This is a genomic window from Leisingera sp. F5, from assembly GCF_001593695.1.
The window spans coordinates 1-13,789 of the sequence record NZ_LUKH01000056.1 but is presented as its reverse complement, the minus strand read 5'-3'; the positions used below and the strand labels follow the sequence as shown (position 1 = coordinate 13,789).

Annotated in this window: 10 protein-coding genes and 2 pseudogenes; 2 read left to right on the top strand and 10 right to left on the bottom strand. The window is 59.3% G+C overall.

Going from position 1 to position 13,789, the window contains the following annotated elements:
* On the top strand, positions 1–402 hold a 402-nt coding region (locus A2I95_RS22560), incomplete at its 5' end, for a DapH/DapD/GlmU-related protein (protein ID WP_291733478.1).
* Positions 403–428: 26 nt separating this feature from the next.
* Here the strand turns inward: A2I95_RS22560 and A2I95_RS22555 are convergent.
* On the bottom strand, positions 429–1,061 hold the full coding sequence (locus A2I95_RS22555; RefSeq protein WP_291733479.1) for an NAD(P)-dependent oxidoreductase: 633 nt from the start codon (positions 1,059–1,061) through the stop codon (positions 429–431).
* 49 nt (positions 1,062–1,110) lie between these two features.
* On the opposite strand from A2I95_RS22555, the pseudogene A2I95_RS22550 reads away from it, so the two are divergent.
* Positions 1,111–2,179, top strand: a pseudogene (locus A2I95_RS22550) (IS110 family transposase).
* 68 nt (positions 2,180–2,247) lie between these two features.
* Here A2I95_RS22550 and A2I95_RS22545 read toward each other — a convergent pair.
* From A2I95_RS22545 to A2I95_RS22505, 9 genes and pseudogenes are all read right to left on the bottom strand, one after another.
* A complete protein-coding gene (locus A2I95_RS22545; protein WP_291733476.1) occupies positions 2,248–5,679 on the bottom strand; it encodes an SdrD B-like domain-containing protein in 3,432 nt (1,143 codons plus the stop codon).
* A gap of 388 nt (positions 5,680–6,067) precedes the next feature.
* Positions 6,068–7,093, bottom strand: a complete 1,026-nt coding sequence (locus tag A2I95_RS22540) for a lysylphosphatidylglycerol synthase transmembrane domain-containing protein (protein ID WP_291733474.1) — start codon at positions 7,091–7,093, stop codon at positions 6,068–6,070.
* A complete protein-coding gene (locus tag A2I95_RS22535; RefSeq protein WP_291733471.1) occupies positions 7,086–7,826 on the bottom strand; it encodes a DapH/DapD/GlmU-related protein in 741 nt (246 codons plus the stop codon). The genes A2I95_RS22540 and A2I95_RS22535 overlap by 8 nt, the downstream gene beginning before the upstream one ends.
* Positions 7,827–8,063: 237 nt before the next feature.
* The gene (locus A2I95_RS22530; protein WP_291733468.1) at positions 8,064–9,344 is read right to left on the bottom strand and encodes a glycosyltransferase; all 1,281 of its coding nucleotides are present in this window, start codon (positions 9,342–9,344) and stop codon (positions 8,064–8,066) included.
* Positions 9,344–10,348, bottom strand: coding sequence for an NAD(P)-dependent oxidoreductase (locus A2I95_RS22525; protein ID WP_291733466.1), 1,005 nt, complete (start codon positions 10,346–10,348; stop codon positions 9,344–9,346). Before A2I95_RS22525 ends, A2I95_RS22530 begins: the two co-directional genes overlap by 1 nt.
* A complete protein-coding gene (locus A2I95_RS22520) occupies positions 10,345–11,919 on the bottom strand; it encodes a glycerol-3-phosphate dehydrogenase/oxidase (RefSeq protein ID WP_291733464.1) in 1,575 nt (524 codons plus the stop codon). The genes A2I95_RS22525 and A2I95_RS22520 overlap by 4 nt, the downstream gene beginning before the upstream one ends.
* 3 nt (positions 11,920–11,922) lie before the next feature.
* Entirely contained in the window at positions 11,923–12,642 is a 720-nt protein-coding gene (locus A2I95_RS22515) for a class I SAM-dependent methyltransferase (protein ID WP_291733462.1), read from the bottom strand.
* On the bottom strand, positions 12,602–12,964 hold the full coding sequence (locus tag A2I95_RS22510; RefSeq protein WP_291733460.1) for a hypothetical protein: 363 nt from the start codon (positions 12,962–12,964) through the stop codon (positions 12,602–12,604). The genes A2I95_RS22515 and A2I95_RS22510 overlap by 41 nt, the downstream gene beginning before the upstream one ends.
* A 200-nt stretch (positions 12,965–13,164) precedes the next feature.
* Positions 13,165–13,789: pseudogene (locus A2I95_RS22505) on the bottom strand (IS3 family transposase); the annotation flags it as partial.

Sequence of the window (13,789 nt, the reverse complement as noted above, 5' to 3'; positions counted from 1 at the left end):
ATCGGACCGCGGACTTTGATCGCCCGCGATACCTGCCTTGGGATCAAAAGCGGTTACCTGCGCATAGGGGCAAACGGATCGATCGGCAGCCAGTGCTACCTGAGTGCGGTCTCCGGCATCGAGATCGGCGATGACGCGATCATCGCGGGGCAGTGCTACTTTGGCGGTGGCCGGTACAAGACCGCTCTCGGCGCCGGGCCAATGGTCACTCAGGGACTGATTACCAAAGGCCCGGTGGTCATCGGCGACGATGTCTGGATAGGCGCCGGAGCGCGCGTGCTCGATGGGGTTCGCATCGGCAATGGCGCAATCATCGGTGCCGGTTCCGTGGTGGCCAAGGACGTGGCGGAAAATGCCATCGTTGCGGGCGTTCCCGCCCGTCAGATCGGGAGCCGCAGCTGAGGGGCGGTCACATCATCAAAGCCGGTTCAGCCGAGCAAGCCCTCGTTCAGATACCATTTCGCGGTACGGCCCAAGCCGTCAGGCAGTTCGACGGTCGGGTTGTACCCCAGAAGCTCACGTGCCTTTGAAATGTCGAAGGCGCGGTCCTTGGTAAAGAAATCGCACTGCCGCACTTGCAACGGGGCGTCAATCCGAAGCGGACGCGCAATCGCCTCCGACAGATGTGCCGCCGCCAGCAGCATCGAGATAGGAATCCTCCCGCGCCGAGGCGCCACACCGACCGCCTTGCCTACCATGCCCACAAGGTCCTTCAGCGTGTAGTAGCGTTCACCGGCCAGGATGAACGTTTCGCCAAGAGCGTTTTTATGGGTCCCCAGCAGGATGATCCCATCCACCAGATCGGATATGTAAGTCAGGTGATACAGGACTTCGCCCTTGCCAAACATGATGAAGCGGCGGCGGTGGATGGCGCGGAATAGTTTCAGGAAGCGCGTGTCGCCGGGACCGTAGATGCCCACCGGGCGAAAGACCGCGCCCGGAAGGCCAGACTTGATGGCCTCGGCCGCCAGAAGCTCGCCTTCAAGCTTCGTCTCCTGATAGACATCACCGGGATTGAAAGTTAGTGATGGCGTGGATGCCCCCGCCTGACGGCATCGCAGTGTGCCAAAGTGATGTTCTGCAGAATGTCACTTCGAAGGAGGAGCATCCATGACTGAAGTTAGCATTATAGGCGTCGATCTGGCAAAGAACGTGTTCCAGCTCCATGGTGCTTGCGCACGATGGCTCAGTTGCTTTTCGCAAAAAAGTGAACCGGGCGCAGTTCCTCAATTTTTTGCCCAACATTCTCGATGTGTGGTTGCGATGGAGGCTTGCGCTACGGCGCATAATTTGGGGCATCAAATTTCTGAACTGGGCCATAATGTTAAGCTCATCGCGCTCATATACGTGAAACCCTTTGTGAAGCGCCGGAAGAATGACGCAGCCGATGCTGAGGCAATTACTGAGGCGGCGTTCCGTCCGGCGATGCGGTCTGTCGCCGTGAAGAGCGAAGATCATCAGACGCGTGCGATGCTCTTCCGGACACGGCAAATGCTGGTTGGCCAGCGCACGCAGGTGATCAATGCATTGCGCGGGCACCCCTTGGCCGTCAGGGCATGTTTACATGCCCGAGAGGAAGGCCGAATTCGGTGTAATCGCGCCAAAGGGACGTGTGCATCTCAAGGCCCTGGCTGAAGCATTGGCCTGCGATGACGCCGGCATGCCAGAGCTGGTACCTGAATTGGGGCATCAATATCTCGAACAGGTGGTCACTCTAGACACCCATATTGCCAGGCTCGAGGAAAAAATGCGGGCGGCCTCAAAGTCATCGAAGACATCGAGGCGTCTGCAGACCGCACTAGGTGTTGGGCCGGTAACGGCGCTGGCGATTGAGGCCTTCGCTCCCGACATGTCAGGCTTTAGATGCGGGCGTGATTTCTCTGCGTGGGTTGGCCTCGTGCCGCGGCAGCATTCCTCTGGCGGAAAATCACGGCTGGGACGAACATCGAAGACAGGTCAGCGCGACATTCGAAAGCTATTGATCATTGGGGCAATGGCGGTGGTTCGAGAGGCCTTGCGGCACGGCGCAGCAAAGGATGCTTGGCTCGCCAGAATGCTGGAGCGGAAACCTCGAATGCTGGTCGCTATTGCTCTGGCCAACAAGATGGCCCGGTCAATTTGGGCAATGCTGAGAAAAGAAGAAACCAAACCAGATCAGCAGGAGCAGAAAGTAGCTTAAGTTACGCCGGATACTGTCCAAAGGATGGGGAGTAGCTCAAAGGGCTCTTAAAGAGCCCTTTCTGTGGCTTAGACGAGCTGCACATCTTCGATATTGCGGATGTCCAGATCGATGGTCGTGAAGCTGAAGGTATCAGTCAGAACACTGCTGTCATTGATGCTTCCCGGTGCCGGGGCGTTGGCATTGACAATTGCCAGATAGGCGTCGATTTCAGCTTGAACCGCAAGCGCATCTGCACCGTTCAGCGAAATCTCGAGCGTGTCGACACCGCTTTCCCCGTCGAGGAAATCGCGTTCGCCGGCGTCGGCCGCTTCGGACCAGACGAACTCGTCATCGCCGGCACCGCCCAGGATGGTATCGGCCCCGTCATTGGGGCTGAGGAACCAGTCATTGCCAGTGCCGCCCGAGACATAGTCCGACCCCTGCAAGCCGGCACCGAAGTCCCTGCCAGAGCCGCCGAACAGAACGTCATCGCCAAATTGACCGGCCAGGGCGTCATCGCCGATTCCACCCAGGGCGACATCCCCCCGACCGTCCCCATTGATGTTGTCATCACCTTCGCCGCCGATCAGCGTATCGTAACCTACTGTACCGCGGATATTGTCGTTGCCGCGGCCGCCATCGATGACATCGTCACCTCCCCCGCTGCTGATGACGTCATCGCCACGCGTGCCGAGAATGTCCTCACCACCCGGGATGATGCTTGTATACTCGACACCATTTTCACCCGGTGCCTCGACCAGAACGGTCACATCGGGATCGGCGGGATCGAGCGTCGGCACCTCGCCGATCTGGACCTCGACAGTTCTGACGAACCCGACGCCGTTGGTCACCGTGTAGTTGAAGAAGTCGAAGCCATTGAAACCCGCGCCTGCCGTGTAGGTCACGGTGCCATCGGCCTCGATCACAACGGAGCCGAACCCGCCATCATTGACCTGCGCCACCGACAGCGTGCCCTCGGACAGCTCAATGTCGTTGGCCAGAACGTCGATATTGACCGAACCGCCGGGCGCCGGGGCGGCAACCTTATCGCTGGTGCCGCCGGGCAGGAGCGCCTCGACCGCGACCGTGACATCGTCGAACTGCAGGAATTCAACGTTGCGCACCTGGTCCACACCATCGACGGAGGTGACCGTCAGCTCACCGGTGAACAGATCCACGATCTCGATCGCCGCATCAGCATAGTTGCCGCCGAAGACCGCGGTGTCGACCTCGCCATCACCATTGATGTCGTCGTTTCCGGCACCGCCGATGAGGATGTCGTTTTCCGATCCGCCATTCAGATCGTCTTCGCCATCGCCGCCTTCCAGCAGGTCGTCATAGCTGTCGCCGTTCAGGGTGTCATTGCCGTCATTGCCGATCAGCGTGTCTTCGCCCGAGAATCCGATGATCAAATCATCGGCCTCGCAGCCCACCAGCAGATCGAAACCACCAACAGGCGAGTTTTGATCGGCCTGGCTGGTGCCTTCGATCAGGCCGCATTGCAGCAGACCGGCATCGAGCGTCAGGTTGGATTCGCCCGCAGCCAGGGAAACAACCTGCGTCATCGCAAAGTCCGGATCGCCCGGCATGGTCACCGCATCGGAATCCCGGGCATCGTCGCCGCCCTGGTTGGCCGAGGTGAACGCAAAGCCCTCGGGCAGGATGAACCCGACCTTGTAATCGCCCGCCGCAAGACCGGTGAACAGGTAGTTGCCGTTCTCATCTGTGGTCTGCTGGTCCAGCAGGGTGCCGTCTGCGGCCAGCAGGTGCACAATCACCCCCTGGACCCCCTGTTCCCGGCCGGTAAAGAACGGATCAAAGGCTTCGTCGTTCAGAATGCCGTCGCCGAACACGTCCAGCCATACGGTGTCGCCCAGTTCAGCGGTCATCGGATCGGCATTACGGGCGCCGGCGTCATTGTCGGGGGTGTCCTGACCGGCCTCAACCTGAATGTCCATGATCGTGGACATCACAGCGTCGCCGATTGCATCACTGTCGGATGCATCATCGCCGACATTCGGGGTGATCAGGGTTTTCCCGTCCAGAACCCCGTCCGGGTCGGTGAATTTGACACCATAGGTCCCGGCTTGCAGATCGGTGAAAGAGTATTCTCCGTTCGGGCCCGTGACTGTTGTTGCGCCGGTTGGATCCCCGCTTGCATCCAGCAGCATGACGAGGACGCCCTGGATGCCGGGTTCGTCGCCGTTGTTGTTATCCTGATTGTCATCATCCGTGTCGCAGAAGTAACGGCCGGACAGGGAACCCGGCTCGGGTTTGTCGCAAAGGCCCAGATCGATATCGGTTTCTGTGCCTGCGCCGACAGTGACCACGCCGGACATGCCATTTTCATCAACGTCTGAATCGATTGTATCGTCAGAGCCGGCATCCTGAATAGTGAATTCGGTTCCGTCAGGTGCAACCCCCATGATCTTGTAATCCCCGGCCGGGACATCCTCAAACGCATAGTTCCCGTCTGCATCTGTGGTGGTCGTGGCAACCACATTGCCGCCGAGATCCAGGAGTTTGACTGTCACCCCTTCTTTGACCGGCTCGGATACAGTTTCCTGCCGGTCCTGGCCTTCAAGGATTATGTTGTCGATGCGGACATATTCGTAGCCGTCGCCCTTGGCCTTGATCTTCACGCTGTCGCCGCTTTGAAGGGAGACATCCTTGATCACATATTCCGAGAAGCCGCCGTTGTTCGACCCGCCGCCATCCGTGTCGCCGTCGAGACGGATGGCCTCGACAGTCTGGCCGTTCACTTGCAGTTTGATGATGCTTTGGCCGTCGTTTTCGTCCTGAACCCGGATGGTCACGTCATAGACGCCGGCCTTGCCGCCGAACTCGGTGCAAAGAGTGCCATAACCGCCAGCGCAGTACAGTTTGACAAGCTCGCCGCCTGAAGCCTGGCTGCCGCTGACGGCCTTAAAGCCGTGCTTGGACATGCTTTCAGCTTCGATGGTGTAGTCGCAGCCTGGAATAACGGTGATTTCCCCGTTGATGCCGTCGCAATCCTGATCGCAAAAAACGGTGCCGGAAATAGACCCGGTTTCGTTTTTGTCACCGGCGCCAAGGCATTTGTAATCAACCCAATTGCCTTTGACGTTGCAGGTTTTGACCACGGTCAGCTCAACCCCTGCCGGAGGAACATTGTTGTAGAACGTGAAATAGTCTTCCCCCGCCCCGGGGGCATCATGGCCTTCGATCTCGATTTCGATCATGTAGTATGTATTGCCATCCGACCCCTTCAGGACGTGATAGCTTTCGGCGTACATTTGGCCGCCGGCGGGTTGCCCGTCGACATAGGCTTTTTGCCCGCTGCCGTCGTCCGCATTTTCGTTGTTGTAGTAGTCGCCTGACAAAAAGTAATCGTTGTCTTTCGTCGACAGGCAGACTGTGGCGCTTTCAGGCATGGTGAATTTATCACCGCAGCCGATCCCCGTGCCATTTCCCCCTTGATCCAACAGATCTGCTTCGGTGATCGCCGTCCACTCGTAGTTCCGGTAATTATAGGTCACTTTTGCTATCCCCCGCTAAAGCGTAACTCGTTACACGGAATAGCTGGGGGAGGAGCTGAATCTCCGGCTGCAGAAACAGGGATCACCTGCGAAATACACGCGCTGAACCGCTATGAAACAAAGCGGCTGCGCTAAGTGAAACCTGAAAATCCCCCAGCCTCAAAAGGCTCAGTCTACCCCCCCCGGTGATTAGCTATTCCCCATTATGAACCGCCTGAACCGGTATTCCGGTCCAGGCAGACACCATTGTAGAACTAACGCGCATTTTTTTTTGTCAATGCCAAGTTGATCAACCCGGCCTGAGCGGCCCGGTTTGATTGTCGGGGATATCTGGATTTTGGCCCCGCCCCGTTTCCGTCCGGGCGCTATGCAGGCTGCCGGGTTTCGTTCAGCCGGGGGGGGACGGTTTTGAGGCCGCAGTCTCCCCAGGCGCCGCGGCGCGGCGCCGTTTGCGAAGCGCAAACAGCACTCCCCCGGCCACAGCCTGAAGCAGCACCATCGCCAGGGCGAGCCAAGCCAGTGAGATGGCCGCAGCCGCATCGGTCCCGAAGGCGCCGAACAGGTAGACGAAAATCTGTTCGCGGATGCCGATGCCATTAATCGAAGCGGGGATCATCATCACGAAGAGTGACACCGGGATGATCCCGAAATAGACCTGCAGCGGCAGGTCGATCCCGACCGCCAGGCCGATCAGATAGAAATGCAGCACGACATTGGCCTGAAACACAATCGAGATCGCCATACAGCCGTAGACAGCCGTCATCCGGGAGGCGAAGCCCTTTGAGGTTTCGGACATGTTGTGAGCGATCCCGCCCAGTTTGCGGATTCCGGGAATATGCCGCAGGCGGCTTTGGCTGTGCGGCATTGCCTTAAGGATCAGGCCGGCTGCCAGCAGCAAAGCAGCGATGGCGGCAAGCACCCAGATCACGCCGGTCTGGCCGATAATGTTCCAGCCGGCCAGCGGCAAAGCGAAGACGGCGAGCACAAGCAAACCGAACATGCCGGTCAGGCGCTCAACGAAGAGGATCAGGAAGGAGCGGGTATAGGAGCTGACACGGTCGGAGATATCCAACGCGCGCATGAAATCGCCGCTCATCAGCCCTGGCAGGAAGGAATTGAAGAAGATGCCGATCGTATAGGCGCGGATGAGTTCTATGAGGGGAACCCGGAATCCTTGCGCTTTGAGCAGGATTTGCCAGCGCCAGGAACACAGCAGATAGCCGATGGCATTCAACGAGAAAGCCAAAAGCAGCAGCAGCGGATCAGCCTGTCCTATAGCGCTCCAGATGTCATCGGCATTGTCGACCTGAACATAGAGCAGATAGGCCAGCAGGCCGGCGCTGACCGAGGCTTTGAGCGCGAGAGCCGTGATCCGGCGCCAGCGGCTCCCGGCTGTCTTGGGGATGTCAGCCACGCTCCTGCCTCCGCTGCCTGATCAGTTTGGCCGGAACCCCGCCCATGATGCTGCAGGGGGGCACGTCGCGGGTCACCACGGCACCGGCCGAGACAATGCTTCCGCGCCCGATGCGTATGCCGTCCAGAACCTTGACCCCGGCACCCAGCCAGACATCGTCCTCGATGATAATGCCCTGGCCGGCGATGCCTTGACTGTTCATAGGCTGCGACAGGTCCGCAAAGCAGTGATTTCCGGACACGATATGGCAATGCCCGGCGATCAGGGCGTTGTTGCCGATCTCCAGCCCGCCATAGCCATTCAGGATGGCGAAGGCGCCAACGTAGCAATCATCCCCCAGGGTGATATGCCCGCTGTATCCGGTCTCGAAATGCGCTCCGTGCATAATCTGGCTCCGGGCCCCCAGCGTCACTGCGGCCGCGTCGCTTTTGATGTCAAAAAACACGCCGTCATCAATCATGCTGCCGGCCCCCAGAGACAGGCGGTTCGGGCAGCGCAGGGTGACGCCGCGCGAAACCGCGGTGCCTTTGCCGTAATGGCCGACAAGGAGGGGGTAGATTTTTTGCCGCAGGATCAGTCCGGCGGCGCCAGGAAAATTCGTGAGCAGCATTGTGATGAGCTCGTATTTCAGCAGATCGGTTTTGCGGCGGCTGCCGACGACACGCTTGAGGTACTTATTTAATGCGCTGTCCGATGCTTGAGACTGACGGTTGCCATGAATGTGTCGCCCCACTGAAATTCCCGCCTTAGCAAGTGATCCGAGCAGTCCGGTCCGTCGAACCTGCCCTTGAGATTAATTCATCGCCCGCGCTGACGCCAGTGCAACAAGAAATGCGAAAGCAGCCGCTGAACCCGGTCTGAGTTAAGGGAATGAGCGGCGGACAGATTGCCCTTGCGCTGAGGCAGGGCCATGCCGGCTTCCGAAGGCGAAACCGGCGGGCCGCAGGCCGGACTGTATGGCCGTCAGCCCTCAAACCGGACCGGAGGAGGCCGGCCCTGTCCGGCTCTTTCCCGGAGCGCAGCGCGCGGGTCCGGCGCCCTTAAAGCCGACTTCCGCCAGCAGCGCCCGTATTTTGGCCTCATAGATCGGGCGGGCATACGCCCGGTCATAGAGCTTGCGTGCATTCTCCGCCCGCCGCTTGGCCTCCTCCGGGTTGCTCAGCACGTCGCGCATGCCGTCAGCAATCGAGTCCGGTGACGGCGCGGTCAGAAAACAGCACTCATCATCCAGCACCTGGGTGTGCGACCAGATCCTGGTCGCAATCAAAGGCTTTCCGCTTGCCAGCTGTTCGTAGACTTTCAACGGGGTGTTGGTGCCATCAATGCGGGGGGACAGCAGCACATCCGCCTCCCGGTTCAGCCGCAGCGCCGCCTTTTTCGAAACCCGGCCCGTGAACACGCATTGACCGGACAAGCCTGCGCCGGCCGCCACCGCCTTCATGGCCGCAACCTGCTCCGGGGTGCCGCCGGCCAGCACCAGCCGGGCGGCCGGATACTGGCCGGTGACCAGGGCAAACGCCTTGATGACGCGGTCGATGCCCTGGTATTTTTCAAATGTTCCGGCATAGACCATCGTCGGATTCTGTGCGGAAAACACGACCTCCTCCGCGTCCGGATCCACGGCCGCGGGCGCACTGGGGGACGCCGCCAGCCTGACATCGTCGAAGATCGAGTTCTCGATCAGAAAATGCTTTTCCTTCCGGACGCCCTGCTGCAGCGCATAGTCCCGCAGGTCCGGGCAGATCGTGATCACCGCATCAGCCGCCTTCAGGCAGCTGTCTTCCAGAAAGCGGAAGATCCCGATCAGTATCTTTGATTTTGTAAACCCGAAATTCTCCAGCTGCTGGGGCAGGCTGGAATGCATGTCGTAGATCAGGCGGAACCGGAAGACGGGCTTCAGGGCGCGGCACCAGAACACCGCTTCCTCATGGGCATGCACCAGCCCGTAGCGGTGCCGGATGAGCATCCCGATGGTCCAGATCAGAACAAAAACGTCCAGAAACAGCTTCTTGACGGACGGGCCGACCGGCACAGGTTCGAGAACCGCAATGCGCGGGATCCGCACGATACGGACGCCCGGAATCTCCACATCCTGTCCGGGATGGTAGGTCAGCAGATCGATCCTGACGCCTTCCTGGGCAAGAACGAGCGTTCGGTAATAGACGCTGAACGGGGTGCCGCGGGGCGTGAAGAACGGGTGCGGCGCCACGACAAGCATATCCGCGCGCGCCCCTGTCTGCCGGCCCCCCATCAGAGCCACCCCTCTTTGACATACCAGTTCGCGGTGTCCGCAAGCCCGCTTTCGTTGGTGTGAAGATACTCATACCCGGTATGCTGCCGCAGTTTCGACGTATCAAACGCGCGGTCCTTGGTGAAAAAGGCGACACGCCGCCGGTAAATCGGCGGCTCGATGCCCAGAGGCTTGCAAATCCATTCGCACAGATCGCCGGCGATGAAAAACGGGGTGACGGGCAAGCGCAGGATCTTGGGCGCCGTTTGCAGATTCCCGGCAATGACGCGGATCATCTGCTCGATGCTGATGGGATCCCGGGCACCGCAGATATAGACCTCGCCGAGGGTCCTCTCATGGGTTGCCGACAGGATCATGAACCGCACCAGATCGGTCACATGGATCAGGTGGTACAATCCCTTGCACCCGTATCCCAGGATCGGCACCACCGGTTTCGTTGCCATCTTGAAGACCTTCAGCAATCGGCGGTCTCCGGGGCCGTAGATGGCGGCGGGCCGGACCACCGTGAGCGGCAATCCTTCGGTCTGCGCGAAATCCCTGATCCACAGTTCCGCTTCGACTTTGGTATCCTGATACAGATCCCCGGGCGCAAAGCGGCAGTCTTCGTTTGCGGGCGGATTTTCTATATGGCCGTGAACGCCGATGGTTGACACGTGGACAAACCGCTTGAAGCCGGGATTCCGCATCGCCGCTCTGGCCAGATGCTGCGTGCTTTGCACATGCACTTTCCAGTAGACATCGTCGCTGATCCGGGCTTCCCGGTATGCCGCTGCGACATGGAAGACATAATGCGCGCCCTCAGCGGCGCGGACTGCGGTATCCGCATCAAACACATCGCCCTGAAAGATCTCGACCGGCAGATCCTTGATGCCATCGCGTTGCGAGGATTTGCGGACAATCGCGCGCACTGTGGCGCCGGTGGCGCATAATGCCCTGACCAGATGCTTGCCGGTGAACCCGGTCGCGCCGGTAACCAATACAATATCGCCCCTGCCAATACTCATAATCGCACCGTCTCCAACCCGTTGATCAATGTTCTTTTGAAGGCCGAAGAGGACAGGCGGTCCAAGACCTGCTGCGCCTCTTCGCGCCGCCGTTCGGCCGGCCAATCGAAATGATCCGCCAGCGTTTGCAGAATCACAGTAAACTGTTTCGCGCTCATTCTGCCCAGCACGAGATCGTTTGTTCTGCGCAAGACGATGTCGCTGAAACGGAATGCCTGGGTGTGTTCGATATGCGCCGCCACGAAACCGCGCAGCTGCGCGTGGGACAATCCGCATGTGTCATGCGGCATGTCCGGATAATCCGGGAGAGATGTCTGACGTGTCCGGCAGCTGCGGCGCTCATTCCATTGGCGCAGCAGCCGGTCAACGGTTTGTTCCGCGGTCAGCCGGGCGGTTGTCCATTTGATACTGACGATGCTGAACATTCCGCCGATACCATCCGTGGCGGCATGATCGACAATCTTGCTTTCATGCAGTTTCGCACCGTCTTCGGCCGCCTTGCCGTCGCCCGGGGTAAGCCCCTGGTAGCAATACAGGATGTCGTCAAGCGTCAGGCCCATCGCCGGGCAGGCGGTATTGAATTCATCGACAAATGCGGCGATTTCCTCCGGGTCGGTTTCCATGCCGCTGGAGCTGCCGCGGTATGTGAAATGGGTTGTTCCGATAACCGCCTTGCCCTGCCAGGGCACCACGAAGAACATCCGTTTGGCCCTGTCGATCCGGGAATCGGAGGCGCGGGCGCTCTTTACGGCAAGGGCATAGGGCAATGCGGGTTTGCTGGTGACAAGGTTCATGCTCTTAACCAGTCCAACCTTCAGCGACAGCCTGGCGCCTCCGGCCTGTTTGATCCAATCCGCGGCCCAGGGCCCTGTGGCATTGACCACGGCCCGCGCCTGTATTTCGAACCGGTGGCCCGTGCGCATGTCTGTCGCCTTGAGGCCGCAAACGGAACCGGAGTCCGGCGCGCTGAAACACAGTTGCTCAGCCTGCACGCGGTTGGCGGCGCAAGCCCCGTGATCCACCGCCTGCTGCAGGATCTGCAGAACAGCCTTGTCAGCAAAACCAACCTGAGCGTCGGCCCATACCGCGCCGCCGCTCAGGCCGTGCCGGTCAATGCCGGGGGCAAGCGCCCGGCAGGCGGCGGCCCGCATCAGCCTGCCCTTCGGCCACCCCGGCCTGTTGCCGTCCCGGAGCGACACAAGCGCGTTCAGCAGTTCGAAAAGGCCGATCCCGGCCCCCAGTGCCAGCGGCCCCCTCATGCCGTATCCGTAGGCGGGCATCAGGAAATTCAAAGGCTGAACAAGATGCGGGGCGGTCCTCAGGAAAATCTGCTGCTCGCGGATGGAGTCAATGGCGCGCCTGAAGTTCAAATGCTGGAGGTAGCGGATGCCGCCGTGAATGGTCTTCAAGGAATTATGGCTGGTCGCGCTGCAAAAATCCGCCTGTTCGATCAGCGCGGCACTCAGGCCTCGCAAAGCAGCATCCCGTGCCACACAGGCCCCCTGTATGCCGCCGCCGACCACCACCACATCAAAACGGCGGTTCTGCAAGAGGGATAAGTCGCGCCTCATAGATTACCCAACGCTGTCCGTTTTCCGCACAAAGGCCAGCATGTGATACCCGGTATTCCGGGTCATGCGCGCTGGAAGAGCGTGAAACAGGTCGACAAAAAGAGTGTTATAGACGGCGGCCTTCCAGCCTTTATGCACCTCGGTTCTTTTTGGAAAACGGTATAGTTTTATTTCTTTATCAGGAAATGGGGCGGTCAGTTCCGTGAAATCTTTCAGGTCCATTTTGTGAAAGACCGGCGCATCCATGTAGTCGATTTTCACACCGGCAATGCGGTGCAGGAAATACAGCCACGAGCGCCTGTTGATTGCCATGAGGAGCGCTGTGCCGCCAGGTTTCAGAACCCGGTGAATCTCGCGCACCATTTTCCCGGGCGACGGCGTGAAATGCAGCACCGTGTGGCAGTACACGAAATCGAATTCATTGCTTGGCAGATCCAGCGTTTCACCGTTCATGATCAGGAGCTGCCCCGGAACCCTCCGCCATCCGAAGTTTTCTTTTGCCAATGCAATTGCCTGCGGTGAGATATCTATGCCGGTGACATCGGCGCCATAGGACGCAAAGCGCGATGTATCGGTTCCAAGGCCGCACCCGATATCCAGCACTTTCCGGCCGCAATAGCGCTCAAACCCCGCCGCGGCAGGCAAATAGTCAAGTTTCTCGAAGCGATAGCGCTCAACCTCCTCAAAGAAGGCCTGCGTCCCAATCTGCAGATGATTGGCCACTTTCCAGTTCGAAACGTTTTGGTCCCAATACCCCGAGATGTTTTTCACCGACTTTCACCACTTGCACTACAGCGTCCGGCCCGATTGCGGTCTCCGCACTGTAAAATCCCTTAAACCTCATTAGCAACATGGGGCGATGGCGCGGAGCGGCACGTTTTTTGTTCTTGCCGATGGCCTGCGTCCCGGAGCCCGGACCAGCTGAAGTGAGGAATTTTCCAGAAAATGCCAGGCAGGTAACGCGCAGAAACTGGATGCGGAAACCACCGTTCGGCGAATGGCGGGCCGCCTTCATTTTGAGGCAGGCCGGTGCAGGCTTGAGCACCCAGGAGAAGCTGATGCCGAAGTGCCGGCAGGCCTTGGCGGCGTTTCCGGTCTCCTCAGCACAGGCAAATATGCGCTTCTTGCGCGTGATGTTTGCGGGTGCCCTGATCTCTCCTTCGGCGGCCAGGCAGATTAAGATCTGTCAGCTGAACTGGGCTTGCCCCCAACGCTGGACCGCTGGCCTGAGCGGTTTGCCGTTTTCTAATTCATTGGGGGGCAGGTAGCCCCAATGGATTTCATGAACTCTGACGGTGTCATATTGCCGATTGAACTGTGCGGCCGTTCATTATTGTACTCGTGGCGGTACGCTTCACATTTTGGCCTGGCATCTTTGACCGGCAAGAACCAATTCTGGTCAATGCACTCTGCTCGCACCTTTCCATTGAATGCCTCCGCAAAGGCGTTGTCAGTGGGCTTCCCGGGGCGGCTGAAGCCCAGGGCGACACCGTTCAGATAAGCCCAGAGATCTAAATCTTTCGAGATGAACTCCGGGCCCTGATCGACACGGATCGATCCGGGGCGGCCGTATGTCTGCGTGACGTGTTCCAATGTCCGGACAACATCTGCGCCTGTGTACCGCGGCCGCACGTCAATGGCAGGCGACACTTTCGAATACGTGTCCACAATGGTCAGGATCCGGATTTTCCGGCCGTCAAACAGCTGGTCCGACAGGAAGTCCATTGCCCAGGCATCATTCGGAGAAGCAGCAGCCCTGCGGTCCTCCCGGAGCTTTGCAGCAACCTTGCTTTATTCCGGATCTGCAAGCCTTTCTCAGTATATAGCCGGTAGATCCGCTTGGCGTTCACTTCCCAGCCTTCTCTTTTCA

Coding starts and splice junctions, on each gene's coding strand:
- A2I95_RS22530 (WP_291733468.1), bottom strand. CDS start 9,344: ATGGGGGGCCGGCAGACAGGGGCGCGCGCGGATATGCTTGTCGTGGCG.
- A2I95_RS22525 (WP_291733466.1), bottom strand. CDS start 10,348: ATGAGTATTGGCAGGGGCGATATTGTATTGGTTACCGGCGCGACCGGG.
- A2I95_RS22520 (WP_291733464.1), bottom strand. CDS start 11,919: ATGAGGCGCGACTTATCCCTCTTGCAGAACCGCCGTTTTGATGTGGTG.